Below are 15,940 nucleotides of genomic sequence, written 5' to 3'. Positions count from 1 at the left end.
CCGGGCGCCTATGACAATTCAATTGACCACTATAGGGGCATCTGTCATTCAAAGATTTCAGGCAGAAGGGCCAAAAACATGAAGGTCATCATTTGCGGTGCTGGTCAGGTTGGCTGGCAGATTGCACGGCACCTTTCGGGCGAACTGAATGACGTCACCGTGGTGGACAACAACCCCGATCTGGTGCGCCGCGCGACCGAGACGCTGGATGTGCAGGGGATTGCAGGCTTTGCCAGCTATCCGGATGTGCTGAACCGCGCCGGGGCCCGAGATGCCGATATGATCATCGCCGCGACCCATTCGGACGAGGTGAATATGGTCACCTGTCAGATGGCGCATTCCGTGTTTTCCATTCAACGCAAGATCGCGCGGTTGCGGTCCAAGTCTTACCTCGAGGCGATCCACTCGGACCTGTATCGCCGCGATCACTTGCCTATCGACGTGGTGATCAGCCCCGAACGCGAAGTGGCCGCCGCCGCAATGCGTCGCCTGTCCGCGCCATCCGCCTTTGACACTGAGCTTTTCATGGATGGCAAAGCACAGCTTTTGGGCATTCGGATCGATGAGGACTGCCCCATCGTCAACACGCCTTTGCGGCAATTGACGGACCTGTTTTCTACGCTCAGCTCTATCGTCGTTGGGGTCCGGCGTGAGGGCAGCTTGTTTGCGCCTGAATCCGAGGACCAGCTGTTTGTCGGCGATGAATGCTATGTCTTTACCAATGTCAAAGACGTCGCTCGTACGATGGAGGTCTTTGGCAAGACTCAAAAGAAACAAGACCGCGTGGTGATTGTGGGCGGCGGCAATGTCGGGCTTGAGGTTGCGCGCACGCTGGAAGAAAGCGAAAGCCGGGTGCGTGCCAAGATCATCGAACGGGACCGCCACTGCGCCGAGCTGGCAGCTGAAGCACTGGAGCGGACGATTGTTTTGAACGGCGACGGTCTGGATGCGGCGTTGCTACGCGAAGCCGGGATTGATCGTGCGGATGCGATGCTTGCCGTGACCGACGATGACCGCGCCAATATGCTGGCTGCCGTGCGCGCCAAGGCCGAAGGCTGTGCGCTGGCGATTGCACTGATCAATGACCCCAGCATGGTGGCGCTGATGGGGCCGCTTGGTATCGACGCTTATATCAACCCGCGCGCCACCACGGTCAGCTCGATCCTGCGCCACATTCGGCACGGTCGCGTGCGGCAGGTTTATTCTATCGGGGATGCCGAAGCCGAGGTGATCGAGGCCGAGGTGCTCTCTACCTCACCCATGGCCGGACAAAGGCTGCGCGACATTGATTTTCCCGAAGGTGTTCTGGTCGGTGCGGTACGCAAAGGCGATGAGCTGCTGCGTCCAACTGGCAGTTTAAGGATCGAAGAAAAGGACGTTGTTGCAATCTTTGCCATGGCCAAGGACGTACCCGAGGTCGAACGGTTAATGCAGGTTTCGATCGATTTCTTCTGATGGCACGGGCTAGAACACAACGGATCGGACTGGTGCGGCGATTGCCGCTGTTTCTGTTGATCTGGGGTGTGTTCGCATTTTCAATGTGGGTGCCGGCGATCTATGCTTTGGCGCTGGATGATCACGACGTTTCGCGGTCGTTCTTCTATTCGGGGTTACTGGGGTTGTTTGTGGTGGCGATTGTTGCGCTGGCCTCGTCAAACCGGGTGCCACGACGGGGGACGTTGGGCCAGTTGGCGGTTTTGCTGGGCTGCTTTACGGTTTTGCCTTTGTTTTTAGCGATTCCGCTGCATGATGCGCTTGGGAATACGACCTTTCTGAATGCCTATTTCGACATGGTCAGCGCGCTGACAACCACGGGGGCTGACCTGTTCCCTGACCCCGACCGCCTGACAGCGCCGCTGCATTTGTGGCGCGCGCTGGTGGGGTGGATGGGCGGTTTGCTGATGTGGATATCTGCGGCCGCTATTCTGGCCCCGCTATCGCTGGGCGGGTTCGAGGTGACGGCGCGCGGACAGCCCGGCCGCCCTGTCTCGGGTGTGGCTCAAAGTGAAAAGGTCGATCCACGGGGGCGTCTGATCCGGGTAACGCGGACGCTGACACCGGTTTATGCAGGCCTCACAGCTGTGATCTGGCTGTTACTGCTGATCGCGGGGGAACAGGGGCTGACTGCCATTTGCCATGCAATGTCGACCATGGCGACCTCGGGGATATCTCCGGTTGGTGGGCTGGAGGGCGCACAGGCCGGAATCACAGGTGAGGCTATTCTGTTTCTGTTTCTGTTCTTCGCCTTGTCCCGCCTGACGTTTTCGACGGACACGGCCACAACAGGGTATTCCCGGCTAGACAAGGACCCGGAGTTTCGGATCGGCCTGATGATTGTTGTCGCGGTTGCTGCGCTGTTGTTCTTTCGGGTGATGGCCGGGATGCAAGAAATTGGCGCGCAGTTGGAACCGTTTCAGGCCCTGAGCGTGGTTTGGGGCATGGTCTTTACGGTGCTGTCCTTCCTGACAACGGCCGGGTTCGAAAGTGCCAACTGGAACGACGCGCAGCAATTGTCGGGGCTGGGTACTCCTGGCCTGATCCTGATGGGGTTGGCTCTGATCGGTGGTGGTGTCGCCACAACGGCGGGCGGGGTCAAACTGCTGCGTGTGTTCGCGCTGTATCTGAACGGCGCGCGCGAGATCGATCGCCTGATCTATCCGTCCTCTGTCAGTGGCGTGGGCGGCGGCAATCGGCGTATCCAAAGCGATGGAGCCTTTATCGCGTGGATCTTTTTGATGATGTTTGCGCTGACTGCGGCCATGTTCAACCTGCTATTGGCCGCCATGGGGGCAGGGTTCGAACAGGCCATGGTCCTCAGCGTGGCCGCGCTCAGTACGACGGGTCCGCTGATCGAATTGGCGACCGATGTTCCGATCCGGCTGGTTGATTTGTCGGCAGGTGCCAAGCTGACCATGTGCGCCGCAATGGTGATCGGTCGGCTGGAAACACTGGCGATCATTGCCCTGATCACGCCAACTCTCTGGCGAGACTAAGAATCAACACCGGCGTTAATGACTGATTTTTAATCTGGAAACTCGGTTAACTCCACTCCATACTCCGCCGGAGGGAGCGCGTTGGTCCGCAGCGCGTAGCAAGAACAATGGCGAGATTATAAAAATATGGCTTCGGACAGACAGAATCTGCAGGACGCGTTCCTGAATAATGTAAGAAAAGCAAAAGTCCCGGTCACGATATTCCTGATCAACGGTGTGAAATTGCAAGGTGTAATTACCTGGTTCGACAATTTCTGCGTATTGTTGCGCCGCGACGGACAGTCGCAGCTGGTCTACAAGCACGCGATTTCGACCATCATGCCGTCGCAACCGATCAGCTTGTATGAGGGCGAAGACGCCTCTTGATGGAACACGACAGGACGCGCACCCGGGCTTGGGTGCTGCATCCGGAAATCAAATCAGATGAACAGCGCCGTGTCCCCGAACCAGCGCTGGAAGAGGCGGTGGCACTGGCCGTCGCGTTGCCCGATCTGGATGTGATCGGCTCTGAAATTGTACGCCTGCCACGGGCGCAGCCAGGTTTGCTGTTCGGCAGCGGCAAGATCGAAGAACTGGGAGAGCGCCTTCACGACAGCGAAATTGAACTGGTCCTAATCGATGGCCCCGTAACGCCGGTCCAACAACGCAATCTTGAAAAGGCCTGGAAGGTCAAGATTCTCGACCGGACCGGGCTGATCCTCGAAATCTTCAGCGACCGCGCGCGCACCCGCGAAGGTGTGTTGCAGGTCGAGATGGCCGCGCTCAGCTATCAGCGCACACGTTTGGTCCGAGCCTGGACGCACTTGGAGCGTCAGCGGGGCGGGTTGGGGTTTGTCGGCGGTCCGGGTGAAACCCAGATCGAGGCCGACCGGCGCGCCATCGATGACCAGTTGGTGCGGCTGCGCCGTCAGTTGCAGAAGGTGATCAAGACCCGGACGCTGCACCGCGCCGCGCGAGCCAAGGTGCCGTACCCGATTGTTGCGCTGGTGGGCTATACCAACGCGGGCAAGTCCACGTTGTTCAACCGCCTGACCGGGGCCGAAGTGATGGCCAAGGACATGCTGTTCGCCACGCTGGACCCGACCATGCGCCGGGTCGAGCTACCGGATGGTCCCGAAGTGATCTTGTCGGATACGGTGGGCTTTATCTCGAACCTGCCAACCGAATTGGTGGCCGCATTCCGTGCCACGCTCGAAGAGGTTCTGGGCGCGGATATCGTTGTGCATGTGCGCGACATCAGCCACAAGGATTCCGAAGCGCAGGCGCAGGACGTCGAAACGATCCTGACCTCGCTGGGGGTGGATGATGAACGTCCGCGGCTTGAAGTCTGGAACAAAATTGACTTGCTCAGCGCCGAGGATCGTGAAGCCACGCTGGCCCGGGCAGATCGGGATGCGTCCATTTTCGCTATCTCTGCGGTGACGGGCGAAGGTATCCCACCTTTGCTGGCCGAGATCGCGACCAAGATGCAAGGCGTTCGGCACGAGATCACGTTGATTCTGGGTTTTGCCGAAGGTGACAAACGCGCGTGGTTATTCCGACAGGATGTTGTGCGATCAGAACAGCAGACCGAAGACGGCTTTGAGATCACCGTCCTTTGGACCGATAGGCAAGCGGCGCAGTTTTCAGCGCTTTAGCCGCTATATTCCGGCGATCTGCCGTTGATAGTCCTCGGCATCAAACCAGCCTAGCGAGGACTGGACCTTGTGATCTTCTGTCATCTCCCATTCTTCCCAACCCCGGGTGACGACATGGTTGCCGGTTTTGGCATGATGGCCTTCCCGGGTCCACACAAAGATGGCGTGGGGCCCGGCCCAACGTAACATATCGCACCTAACTTCAAGATCGGGGAAATCGGCATAGTATCCGCGCGCCATTTCGGCCACCGCAGCGCGCCCAACCGTCGGCTCACCGCGGTTGATAATGATTTGTCCGTCCGGTGCAAAAAAGCTGGCGACCGCGTCTGCGTCGCCCGAGCTCCAAGCGATTGCGTAGTCGCGCGCCAGATTGTTCAGCCTATCCCGTAAACTCGCCATTTGTGCCCCCGGTCGCGATATGTCGACCTACAGATCGTATGCGAAAACGACCTCCAAGGTCCACGGTGCCCATTTCGCGGGGGCAAGGTATTGCCGAAACTGGGGAAATCAGCGCGGTATCAGGTTTGTCACGCCTACAGCGGCGGCCCGGGCGAGGTCCAGATCCAGCGACATTGGGATATATTCGCCCCGCCGCCACAGTTGGGCCTGATCGTCATAGTAGCGCGACAGGAAATGGCCGGATTGACCAGTTGCGGTGATAAACACTGAACTGTCCGGATCGGCAAAGTCATAGACCCCGCGATAGCCTGCGCCGTGCACGTTCTGGAATGGGTCAGGCCCTTCGCCAGAGGTGCGCCCGCGCAAAAGCGTATTGTCACCGCCGCTTGTCGATTGACGGATGTTCACAAAAAACCGCAGCACCGGGACCTTGCCAAGAACCGGGTGGTCATGAGTGGCCTGATGTGCATCGCCCCAGCGCAGAGATTGAAGCGCGCCGCCATAGTTTTCCGAGATCCAGATCAGCGCGTCATCCAGCGCCAGTCGTGCCATATCCGTGCAGGTCTCGGTCGGGGCGCTTTGACGGACATCACACCAGACTGATGCGCCGTCGATATCGCGATAAACCCGTTCGATGAACAGCGGCTCAACATGATTGTATTCGGCGGCCAGCGGGCCCAGCTCGTCCGAAATCAGCCGGGCTTGCAGCGCCCGTAGCCACGCGGCATAGATCAGGGGCTCGGGCAGGTGTTCGTTCATTTCCCCGTTCCATTCTGCCAGAAGGGACAAGGCGATCCGGCGCTGGCGATCTGGTGTGCCTTCGGGGGCGGATGCGCCAGTAAACCACAGGTCCGCACCGATCAGCGGCAACAGCGAGCGGGCGGTAAAGCTGACCGTGTCGAGCTGCGCTTCGATAAAGCTGTCGCGGGTGTGAACCTCGCGCGATTGCATCAGGCGTTCCCAGCGATGGATGCGCTGCGTGTCGCCCCATTCATACGAGACATGTTCAGGGAAGGGCCGGTCGATGATCTTGTTGTTTGTGTTGCCCAGAATACCACCAACAGGAGCCACGAATTCCGGGTTGTCGGCATAGGGTAGGCGTCCTTGCCACATGTTTTCCGCCAGCCAACCGGGGGTCGGGATGCGGCCCCGGCTTTGATTGCGCAGATCTCGCTTAGGCATAGCGCCTATCAGCTTCATGCCGATGGCGGTCTTGTCGACCAAAGACAGGTTCTGCGAGGGGGCGGTAAACAGTTCTGCCACATCAATGGCTTGCTCAACATTGTCGGCATTCATCAGCGCCATTGAGGCCGTCATCGAGGTGTCTCGTGCGCTGAGTGCAGTCCAAGACAGCGACGCTACATGGCCGGGCGGGGTAATTGTATCCAGATCATAGCGGCTGCCGGGCAGGACGGGACCATTTTCCGTCCAGCGCAGGGTCAGGGTGATCGGGGCCTCGTCCTTGATCTCGATGATTGATGGGCGAGTGCGGAACCGTTTGAACCCGTCCGGGGTCAGGTACTCTTCGGAATTGTCTGGGTTCAGCCGTTCAATATGGATGTCCTGATCATCCAGATATGAGGATGTCAGGCCCCACCCCAACCGGTCGCTGCGTCCGGTCATGACGGCGGGAATGCCAGGGATGGTTGCGCCGATCACACCGCCTTTGGACAGTTCCAGCCGGGCCAGGTACCAGACGCCGGGCGCGGTGAAACCCAGATGCGGGTCATTAGCCAGCAGTGTCCCCCCGCTGGCCGAACGCGATGGTGCAGCTGTCCACGCGTTTGAGGCACCAGCCAACCCGCGTTTCGAGACGGGCGACAAGGGCGTGTCGGGCATCGGTGTGCCGCGCGCATAGCGGGGCACGTTGGGAAACAGCGCCGCATATTCCGGCAAGGCTGTAATACCTGGGCCGGGCACATCGGGCAGGATGTCTACCAGCCTCGCGGGGTTGTTCAGCATCAGCGAGGTTCGGGCGCGCAGCACTTCGTCCTGCAAGTGGCCGGACAATTGCAGACTCATAAGCTTGATCACTGCGATACTGTCACCGGGCTGCCAGGGGGATACAGGCGCGTTGAACAGGAACATCTCGGGGGCGCCACGACCCAAAGCGGCTTCGTTGATCTCATCCAGGCGGGCGTTCACCCCTGCGGAATAGGCGCGCAGTGCTGCCTTGGTGTAGTCGTCCTGCTCCTCGACCGAGCGGTGGGCCAGACCGTACAGATCCAACCGTCGCAGCAGCTTGTCGATAGAAACCGTGCGCGCCCCGAACACTTCGGACAGCCGACCCTGCGCGGTGCGGCGCATCATGGTCATCTGCCACAGGCGATCCTGCGCATGAGCATAACCCAGTCCAAAAAATACATCGGGATCGTTGCCGGCAAGAATGTGGGGCACATTTGCAGTGTCGCGAATGATCTCAACCGGGGCACTCAGACCGTTTACTTCGACTGTCTGATCGTAATCGGGCAGGGATTGGCTGGCCAGAAAATACACCAGTGCGACGGCGGCCAGCGTCAGCAGGATCAGGCCCGAGGTGATACGCACCAGCCAGCGAAATACGAATCCCATTTACAGCCCACTATCCTGATCAAATTCCGGTTGCGGCGAGAGTAAAGGATGGCTGTGCCGACCGAAAGAGGAACAGCCCGGGAATATCCGTGTTTTCAGCGCTATAAACGCGAAACCCCGCCACAGCAGGGGCTGATGGCGGGGCCGCAACAGGGGGGTCGTTCTGTATTAGGGAATGATCCGCGTGTATTTGGTACCTTCGACCGTTGCACCGAATTTCAGGCCAGCCTGACCAAAGACTGCGGCCAGCACCGGCGAGCGCAGAGTGGTGGTGTCGGTCGACAGATTGTCACCGGTTGCGTCGACGACGTATCCGATATCGGCCCCGGCGGTCCAACCACTGGAGCGGCGGAAATCGTTCAGCGCATCCTGTGTCATGAAAAACAGGACATGAGCATATTGCTGCGCGCCGATCTGCAAGCCGGCACTGCCCGACACGGCCGAGTAGTAATCGACAGTTGCGCCCTGAATGCGCAGCGCGCCTGTGCCGTAGGCCCCGCCAAAGATAAAGCCCGCCTCGGTGATCAGCGGCATAACAAGCATGCCGGTGGCTTTGTTGGCGATCTCAACGGTGTTGGGATAGCTCGCGTACATTTCGGTCAGCGTGGCGTCGACGCGGGCGTCGATGGTAGCTGCGTTTGAGTTGCCGACGCCGTTGCCGCACGCGGCGGTCAGGGTCAGCCCGGCCATGCCAAAAGCAAAGCCGCGACGGTTCAGTCGGGGTAAAGTGGAACTGCTCATGTGTTTTTTCTCTGTATGACTGCCTGATATGTCGGGTCTTCCCGATCTTATGTGCAAGAATACGCCGATTGCGCCCCTGTGTCACGGGAAAGCTGCGGGAGCGCTCTGTAAGATCGGCGAAAACTCGCGAGGATTTGGGGTTTTAGCCCTGTAGGATGCGTGCGACTTCGGGCGCGAAATAGGTCAGGATGCCGTCACAGCCAGCGCGTTTGAAGGCCATCAGGCTTTCCAGCATAACTTTTTCACCGTCGATCCAGCCATTCTGCGCCGCCGCCTGAACCATCGCGTATTCACCGGACACTTGATAGGCGTAGGTCGGCGCGCCAAAGGTGTCTTTCACGCGGCGGCAGATATCCAGATAGGGCATCCCCGGCTTGATCATTACCATGTCGGCGCCCTCGGACAGATCTCGTTCGATCAGGCGCAGGGCCTCGTCCGAGTTGCCAGGGTCCATCTGATAGGTCTTCTTGTCACCGGTCAGCGCGCCCGATGCACCAACCGCATCCCGGAAAGGCCCATAAAAGGCGCTGGCGTATTTCGCCGCATAGCTGAGGATCATCACATTGTGATGGCTCGCGGCCTCAAGCGCCTGTCGCATAGCACCAATCCGACCGTCCATCATGTCGGACGGTCCGATGATATCGGCCCCGGCATCGGCCTGCGCCAGCGTCATCTTGACCAGCGCCTCGACCGTCTGGTCGTTCACAATCTCGCCATCGACGACAAAGCCGTCATGGCCATTGATGTTGTAAGGGTCCAGCGCTACGTCGGTCATGACCGCAATGTCCGGTGCCGCCGCCTTGATGGCGCGAATGGCGCGGTTGGACAGGTTATTTGGGTTCCAGGCCTCGGCGCAGTCTTCGGTTTTCAGGCTAGCATCGGTATAGGGAAAAATGCAGATCGCGGGAATTCCCAGCGCCTGCGCCTCGACTGCGGCTTTTGCGATCAGATCGACCGAACGGCGCATGACGCCTGGCATCGAGGGAACGGGCTCTTCCACACCCTCACCGTCACGTACAAAAACCGGCCAGATTAGATCATCTGTGGTCAACGTGTTTTCCCGAACCAGGCCGCGTATGGCTTGCGATTGACGCGCGCGCCGGAACCGGGTCATGGGATAGGGGGCGATGGTGGGTTTCATGTCGCGCTCTCCTTGAATAATTCCGCATTGGGTGGCATGAATTCCCGGTGGTCTCAAGGGTAACGATCGACGCGCTTGCGCAAAAATAGCCCCAAAGGACAGTGAACAAAGGGCTGACGCTTGGACTTATACTCTTCGATTTTCGAAATCATCGACATGCGCAGCTTTTCGAATCTGTGGTACTGGATCGGTCTGGCAGTGTTGTGGTCCTCGGCGAGTCACTGGGCGATGGGGGTTCCTTATGATCTGGTGTCACGCGCCCGCCGGGTCGGCGGTCAGGCCGAACAAGACCTTTTGGACATTGTTCGGATCAACGGGAACCGGTTGCTGTACATTGTGGATGTGTCCGGTCTGGCCATTCTGGCGCTAAGTTGTTTTTTCTTCACCGGGCTTGCAACGCTTGGGTTCTTTTATGGGGTCGAGTTCGCACAGGCGGTGTTCTTACTACTGTTTCCCGTGTGTTTTGTGATGCTGATCAACATATCAGCCGCCCGTAAACTGCGCCGCACAGATCCCGGGTTGGAGATTGTTACTAAAACCCTCAACCGGTGCAGGATTTACACCCAGATCATTGGCATGATTTCGATCTTGATTACGTCTCTTTGGGGGATGTATCAGAACTTCTCAATCGGCGCTCTGGGCTGATAAAATCAGAAAGGCAAGGCGATGACGGCGCTGAACCATTTGACGGTTGGCGGTGCCCCCGAGGGGTTTGACGCACAGCTTGTCCTGAACGAGATCGCACGTTCTGGCGGGCCGGTCTGTCATGTGGCGCGTGATGACAAGCGGATGGAGGCGATGCGGTCTGCGCTGGCCTTCTTTGCGGCGGATATACCGGTGTTTGTCTTCCCCGGTTGGGATTGTCTGCCATATGACCGCGTCTCACCCAACCCTGATATCGCGGCGGCGCGTGTGGCGACACTGGCCGCTTTGGTGCATCAGATGCCCGACCGTTTCGTGTTGCTGACCACGCTGAATGCCGCAACACAACGAGTGCCCGCGCGCGAGGTTCTGCGCGAGGCTGCGTTTACCGCGCGCGTCAATCACCGTGTGGACGAAACCGCGCTGCGCAACTTCCTTGTTCGTATGGGGTTTACTCAAAGCCCAACAGTCATGGAGCCCGGAGATTACGCAGTACGGGGCGGCATCATCGATATCTATCCCCCCGGCGACCAGGGGCCGGTTCGCCTTGATCTTTTTGGCGATGTTCTTGACGGGGCCCGCAGGTTCGACCCGGTGTCTCAGCGCACGACCGAAAAGCTTGAGGTGGTGGAACTGTCGCCTGTATCCGAGGTCATTCTGGATGACGCGGCCATCACACGCTTTCGGCAGAATTACCGCATTGAATTTGGCGCTGCCGGTACGGACGACCCATTGTATGAGGCCGTCAGCGCCGGCCGAAAACATCAAGGCCTTGAACACTGGCTGCCGTTTTTCCATGAAAAGCTGGAGACCTTGTTCGATTACTTGCCGGGGGCCACGATCTCGCTGGACGATCAGGTCACGCCTGCGCGTCTTGCCCGGTGGGACACGATTGCCGACCAATACGAAACCCGGCGGTTGGCACTGGAAAACCGCTCGCGCATGGATACGGTCTATAAACCCACGCCGCCTGCGCTGCTGTATCTGGATGATGCGGCGTGGGACCGGACAGTGAGTGATCGGCGGGTGATGCAGTTCAACCCTTTGCCACAGGCCAGTGGCCCCGGTGTGATCGACGCAGGCGGGCGGATCGGGCGGAACTTTGCGCCCGAAAGGCAACAAGAAAGCATCAGCCTGTTTGGCGCGCTGGCCAGCCATATTACCGACAAGATGGCTAAGGGGCCGGTGCTGATTGCCTCGTATTCCGAAGGCGCGCGCGAGCGTTTGACCGGGCTGATCGAAGACGAAGGTCTGGCCGAAGCCGTTCCGGTGTCCGGTGGCACCCGTATCGGCAAGCGCGGCCTGCATCTGGCTGTCTGGGCGCTGGAACATGGGTTCGAGACGCCCGGCATGACTGTGATCGCCGAGCAGGACGTGTTGGGTGATCGCCTGATCCGCCAACCCAAGAAACGCCGCAAGGCCGAGAATTTCCTGACCGAGACTCAATCCCTCAGCCCCGGTGATCTGGTGGTTCATGTGGACCACGGCATCGGGCGCTACATGGGGATGGAGGTAGTCACCGCTGCCGGGGCCGCGCATGAATGCCTGCTGCTGGAATATGCGGAACAGTCCAAGCTGTATCTGCCGGTTGAAAACATCGAATTGCTGTCCAAATACGGCCATGACGAAGGTCTTTTAGACCGGTTGGGCGGTGGGGCGTGGCAGGCCAAGAAAGCCAAGCTGAAAGAGCGTATTCGCGAGATGGCGGACAAGCTGATCCGGATCGCCGCCGAGCGGGCGCTCCGCAAGGCTCCGGCTTTGGACCCGCCGCCACACGCTTGGGAAGAATTCAGCGCACGCTTTCCTTATCAGGAAACCGACGACCAGTTGCGGGCCATATCAGAGGTGATGGAGGATCTGCAGTCCGGCGCGCCGATGGATCGCCTGATTTGCGGCGATGTGGGCTTTGGCAAAACCGAAGTTGCCATGCGTGCGGCCTTTGTTGCGGCAATGTCCGGGGTGCAGGTGGCGGTGATCGCGCCGACTACTTTGCTGGCCCGTCAGCACGCGGCATCTTTCAAAGACCGCTTTCGTGGTTTCCCGTTAGAAGTCCGTCAGCTGTCTCGTTTCATCTCGGCCAAAGAGGCACAGCAAACCCGAGACGGGCTGGCACGTGGCACGGTAGATATTGTGATCGGGACCCACGCCCTGTTGGCCAAAGGCATCCGGTTCAACAATCTGGGCCTGCTGATCATCGACGAGGAACAGCATTTTGGCGTCGGCCACAAGGAACGCCTTAAACAGCTTCGCAGCGATATTCACGTCCTCACCCTGACCGCGACGCCGATCCCGCGGACGCTGCAACTGTCCCTGACCGGAGTGCGCGATCTGTCGATCATCGGCACACCGCCCATCGACCGTCTGGCGATCCGCACCTATGTCAGCGAGTTCGATGCGGTCACCATCCGCGAGGCACTGCTGCGTGAACATTACCGTGGTGGCCAAAGCTTTTACGTGGTGCCGCGTATCTCGGACCTGCCCGAGATTGAAGAGTTCCTGAAGGAACAGCTGCCCGAGCTGACCTATATGGTTGCCCATGGGCAAATGGCTGCGGGAGAGCTCGATGACCGGATGAATGCGTTCTACGATGGCAAGTATGATGTGTTGCTCGCCACGACGATTGTGGAAAGCGGGCTGGATATCCCGACAGCAAATACGATGGTTGTGCACCGGGCGGATATGTTCGGACTGGCGCAGCTCTATCAAATCCGGGGTCGAGTGGGGCGGTCAAAAACCCGCGCCTATGCCTATCTGACAACCAAACCGCGTGCGCGACTGACCGCTACGGCCGAAAAACGCCTGCGGGTTCTGGGCTCGTTGGATACGCTTGGGGCAGGATTCACGCTGGCCTCGCAGGATCTGGACATTCGCGGCGCAGGTAACTTGCTGGGCGAAGAGCAATCGGGCCAGATGCGTGACGTCGGCTATGAGCTTTACCAGTCGATGCTGGAAGAGGCGATTGCCAAGATCAAAGCCGGTGAGATGGAGGGGCTGTCGGACGCCGATGAACAATGGGCACCACAGATCAATCTGGGCGTGCCGGTTCTGATCCCCGAGGATTACGTACCAGATCTGGATGTGCGTCTGGGCCTTTATCGTCGCCTGTCATCGCTGTCGACCAAGGTTGAACTGGAAGGCTTTGCAGCTGAATTGATCGACCGGTTTGGCAGCCTGCCAAAAGAAGTGAATACCTTGATGCTGGTCGTGCGCATTAAGGCGATGTGCAAACGGGCTGGGATTGCCAAACTGGACGGTGGGCCAAAGGGTGCAACGATCCAGTTTCACAACGACAAGTTCGCCTCACCCCAGGGGCTGGTCGAGTTCATCCAGAACCAGCGCGGACTGGCTAAGGTCAAGGACAACAAGATCGTTGTACGCCGCGACTGGAAGAAGGATAGCGACAAGATCAAAGGTGCTTTTGCTATCGCCCGCGATCTGGCTGAAAAACTTGTGGCCGAAAAGAAGAAGGCCAAGGCCTAGTCACCGCTGACAAAGGTACAAAGCTGCCACGTGCCCGCGTCTGATTTCACAAGTGCGGCGCGATGCCCGACCATGGACCACAGAAAGTCGCTGTGCATGTAGCCCGTTGTTCCGTCTGTCAGTAGAACGCGTTGGTACTCGGACGCATCCTGATATTCGGGGACGATCACGATTTCATGGCTGATCAACCCTAATATTGGAGCCCCGCGCAGCGCCTCCTGTCGCAGAGTCACATCCTGGCCGGTCACAAAAAACGCCTTATACGGGTCCAAAGTGGCAGGCAGGGTGATCTGCCATTGATGCGGCATCCAGAATTCACCCTCGTCATCGAAATAGCCGGGTTGGGACAGGGTGTTTTCCAGATCAGACCAGCGGTTTTCACGTATCTGATCTGCGTTCTGTTGGTCTTGGTCAGTCAGGGTGTCGGCGACCAGGGTCGCACGCAACTCGTCCGGTCCGCCATTGCCCCCATGGCTGAGGTAAATGTCCGGGCAGGCCGCAGCGAGAACACCATCAACATCCCGCGCCGCCACTTTGGCCAACAGATCGGTGCGAAAGGCCACAAGTGACGGATCCCGTTCGGCCTGATCGACAGGGGGAAAGGACTGACGGTCCGCCAGTGCGGGGCCGCAGATCAGGGCGGTCAGCAGCAAAGCGTATTTCATTCCGCAGCCTTCATTGCGGCCTGAGCGCAAAAGCAGGACGCCCCAACTGCCCGGTCCGCGCGCGCCAGGGACAAATCAAGACGTTGTTTGACCTGTGTGATCTCAGTGTTTTCGCCCCGTGCTTTCAGACAGTCATGCAACCCCTTGAGGCTCCAGACATTATCCGGATGGATCGAGGCTCGGCTTAGGGTGCCGCCCAGACCAAGATCCTCGCGATAAACCGCTTCGGCCTCGGCGACGTGGCCCTGCTCAAACAGCAATGCCCCCAACGCATGACGGGTCGGCTGCATCCAGCCCCAAGGTTCGTCATAGGGCAGCGTATCGTCCAGTTCGACCGAGCGGCGCAGATGGGCAAACGCGAGGTCATAGTTGCCCTTGCGATATTCGATCTCGCCTCGCAGCATTTCACGGGCAATCTCCAACAGATCGATTACGCGGTTATTGTGCAGCAATCGGGATTCCGGCACGCAGGCTTTGGCCGACAGGAACAGCTGCTCTTCCGCCTCAGCCTCGGCCACCTGATCTGTTGCGGCATAGGCAACTGCGCGGGCGTAATGCGTGGTTGCCGTCAGTGTACGGTAGAGGTCGGGATCAGCGGGCAATTCTAGTGCCTTGGCCTCTTCCCACCGGCCGAACCGGATCAGGATATGTGGCCCCATCGACATGTAGCTTTCGAAGTAATCCGCCATTGGCGGGCTTTCGACGCGCAGCATATCCTCGGGCGTGGTGTCCCACAGACCCTGATTGGCGCGCAGCGCAGGTTCCATCTGACCCAGAAACAGCGCGCCGTAGATGGCAAAATGGTAATCGTGCTGGCGATACCCGGTATAGATGTTGAATGCCCCTTCGCGTTCGTAATATTTCAGGTCGGCCTCAGTGGCTTTCTCGTTCCAGTAGACAACGTTGTGGTAATGCCCACAGAGCACGTCGATATGGGTTGGCATATGCACCAGATGGCCTGCATCGGGCACCAGCGTGCGCAGAACATCTCCGGCCTTCAGCGCCTTTTCAGGGGTTGGTGACATCTCCATCAGGTGGACGTAAAGATGCAGCAAGCCTGGGTGGGACATGGCGGCCGGATCATTGGTCATAGCGTCTTCCAACGCCTTCTGCGCCTCAAGCGTTGCGGCACCTTCGGCGGGTTGTCCGGTCTTTAGATCCCACATTTTCCACGGAGTCAGGTTCAGCAAGGACTCGACAAAGATAGTACGCACGTCCAGGTCGTCAGGTTGTGCGTCAAAGGCCGCCCGCATCGCCTTGGCGAAATCGTGATCCCATTTGTGTATGTCGGGAATTGGATCGCGTTGCGGATACCGGGCGGGCAGGGCGCGGATCAGGGCCTGTTCGACTGGCGTGCCGCGGTCGGCATGGGCCAGCGCCAGTTGCGTGGCATCATAGGCCAGCGCCAGCGACTTTTGCTGCCCCTGATCGTCGCGCAGATCCCACGGCAGGTTGTAATTTGGACCGGCGGCATAGGCGACGCCCCAATGGGCCATGACGCAATGCGGATCATACTCCAGCGCGCGCTGGAAACAGACCACAGCTTCTTCGTGATTGTACCCGTAGGTCCAGACCAGCCCGCGGTCGAACCACAGCTGCGCGTCTGGTGAGGAAGTGCTGACCTTGCAGGAATGTGTACCCAGATCGTAATAATCGCTCATTGAAAATCTC

12 protein-coding genes are annotated in these 15,940 nt (G+C 59.0%); 6 read left to right on the top strand and 6 right to left on the bottom strand.

Annotated features, from left to right (window positions below):
* Window positions 1-78 precede the first annotated feature (78 nt).
* From trkA to hflX, 4 genes are all read left to right on the top strand, one after another.
* On the top strand, window positions 79-1,455 hold the full coding sequence (trkA, locus tag RUM8411_RS00695; protein ID WP_085820721.1) for a Trk system potassium transporter TrkA: 1,377 nt from the start codon (window positions 79-81) through the stop codon (window positions 1,453-1,455).
* The gene (locus RUM8411_RS00690) at window positions 1,455-2,993 is read left to right on the top strand and encodes a TrkH family potassium uptake protein (RefSeq protein WP_085820720.1); all 1,539 of its coding nucleotides are present in this window, start codon (window positions 1,455-1,457) and stop codon (window positions 2,991-2,993) included. The genes trkA and RUM8411_RS00690 overlap by 1 nt, the downstream gene beginning before the upstream one ends.
* A gap of 126 nt (window positions 2,994-3,119) precedes the next feature.
* Window positions 3,120-3,359, top strand: coding sequence for an RNA chaperone Hfq (gene hfq, locus RUM8411_RS00685; RefSeq protein WP_010440340.1), 240 nt, complete (start codon window positions 3,120-3,122; stop codon window positions 3,357-3,359).
* The gene (gene hflX, locus RUM8411_RS00680; RefSeq protein ID WP_085820719.1) at window positions 3,359-4,630 is read left to right on the top strand and encodes a GTPase HflX; all 1,272 of its coding nucleotides are present in this window, start codon (window positions 3,359-3,361) and stop codon (window positions 4,628-4,630) included. Before hfq ends, hflX begins: the two co-directional genes overlap by 1 nt.
* Before the next feature lie 3 nt (window positions 4,631-4,633).
* On the opposite strand, the gene RUM8411_RS00675 is transcribed toward hflX, so the two are convergent.
* From RUM8411_RS00675 to hemB, 4 genes are all read right to left on the bottom strand, one after another.
* Complete coding sequence (locus RUM8411_RS00675) at window positions 4,634-5,029, bottom strand: nuclear transport factor 2 family protein (RefSeq protein ID WP_085820718.1); 396 nt, start codon at window positions 5,027-5,029, stop codon at window positions 4,634-4,636.
* A gap of 108 nt (window positions 5,030-5,137) precedes the next feature.
* Window positions 5,138-7,600 (bottom strand): penicillin acylase family protein, encoded by a 2,463-nt coding sequence (locus RUM8411_RS00670; protein ID WP_085820717.1) that lies wholly within the window; start codon window positions 7,598-7,600, stop codon window positions 5,138-5,140.
* 168 nt (window positions 7,601-7,768) lie between these two features.
* Entirely contained in the window at window positions 7,769-8,341 is a 573-nt protein-coding gene (locus tag RUM8411_RS00665) for a lipid-binding SYLF domain-containing protein (RefSeq protein ID WP_085820716.1), read from the bottom strand.
* 142 nt (window positions 8,342-8,483) lie between these two features.
* Entirely contained in the window at window positions 8,484-9,482 is a 999-nt protein-coding gene (gene hemB / locus RUM8411_RS00660) for a porphobilinogen synthase (protein WP_085820715.1), read from the bottom strand.
* A 120-nt stretch (window positions 9,483-9,602) separates the two neighbouring features.
* Here hemB and RUM8411_RS00655 point away from each other — a divergent pair, with 120 nt between their 5' ends.
* Window positions 9,603-10,127: a component of SufBCD complex gene (locus RUM8411_RS00655; protein WP_085820714.1), complete on the top strand. Its 525-nt coding sequence runs from the start codon at window positions 9,603-9,605 to the stop codon at window positions 10,125-10,127.
* A gap of 21 nt (window positions 10,128-10,148) precedes the next feature.
* Window positions 10,149-13,604 (top strand): transcription-repair coupling factor, encoded by a 3,456-nt coding sequence (gene mfd, locus RUM8411_RS00650; RefSeq protein WP_085820713.1) that lies wholly within the window; start codon window positions 10,149-10,151, stop codon window positions 13,602-13,604.
* Here the strand turns inward: mfd and RUM8411_RS00645 are convergent.
* Window positions 13,601-14,269 carry an SH3 domain-containing protein gene (locus RUM8411_RS00645; RefSeq protein ID WP_085820712.1) on the bottom strand — a complete coding sequence of 223 codons (669 nt, stop codon included), beginning with the start codon at window positions 14,267-14,269 and terminating at the stop codon, window positions 13,601-13,603. The genes mfd and RUM8411_RS00645 overlap by 4 nt on opposite strands.
* The gene (locus RUM8411_RS00640; protein WP_085820711.1) at window positions 14,266-15,930 is read right to left on the bottom strand and encodes a hypothetical protein; all 1,665 of its coding nucleotides are present in this window, start codon (window positions 15,928-15,930) and stop codon (window positions 14,266-14,268) included. The genes RUM8411_RS00645 and RUM8411_RS00640 overlap by 4 nt, the downstream gene beginning before the upstream one ends.
* Window positions 15,931-15,940: the final 10 nt, after the last annotated feature.

Source organism: Ruegeria meonggei, assembly GCF_900172215.1.
GTDB classification, from domain to species: domain Bacteria; phylum Pseudomonadota; class Alphaproteobacteria; order Rhodobacterales; family Rhodobacteraceae; genus Ruegeria; species Ruegeria meonggei.
This window is presented reverse-complemented; position numbering and strand designations above follow the sequence as displayed.

Bases quoted from the DNA above. Each gene is read 5' to 3' on its own strand.
- mfd (WP_085820713.1), top strand. From the start codon at position 10,149: ATGACGGCGCTGAACCATTTGACGGTTGGCGGTGCCCCCGAGGGGTTT.
- RUM8411_RS00675 (WP_085820718.1), bottom strand. From the start codon at position 5,029: ATGGCGAGTTTACGGGATAGGCTGAACAATCTGGCGCGCGACTACGCA.
- RUM8411_RS00640 (WP_085820711.1), bottom strand. From the start codon at position 15,930: ATGAGCGATTATTACGATCTGGGTACACATTCCTGCAAGGTCAGCACT.
- trkA (WP_085820721.1), top strand. From the start codon at position 79: ATGAAGGTCATCATTTGCGGTGCTGGTCAGGTTGGCTGGCAGATTGCA.
- RUM8411_RS00670 (WP_085820717.1), bottom strand. From the start codon at position 7,600: ATGGGATTCGTATTTCGCTGGCTGGTGCGTATCACCTCGGGCCTGATC.
- hflX (WP_085820719.1), top strand. From the start codon at position 3,359: ATGGAACACGACAGGACGCGCACCCGGGCTTGGGTGCTGCATCCGGAA.
- hemB (WP_085820715.1), bottom strand. From the start codon at position 9,482: ATGAAACCCACCATCGCCCCCTATCCCATGACCCGGTTCCGGCGCGCG.
- RUM8411_RS00690 (WP_085820720.1), top strand. From the start codon at position 1,455: ATGGCACGGGCTAGAACACAACGGATCGGACTGGTGCGGCGATTGCCG.
- hfq (WP_010440340.1), top strand. From the start codon at position 3,120: ATGGCTTCGGACAGACAGAATCTGCAGGACGCGTTCCTGAATAATGTA.
- RUM8411_RS00645 (WP_085820712.1), bottom strand. From the start codon at position 14,269: ATGAAATACGCTTTGCTGCTGACCGCCCTGATCTGCGGCCCCGCACTG.
- RUM8411_RS00665 (WP_085820716.1), bottom strand. From the start codon at position 8,341: ATGAGCAGTTCCACTTTACCCCGACTGAACCGTCGCGGCTTTGCTTTT.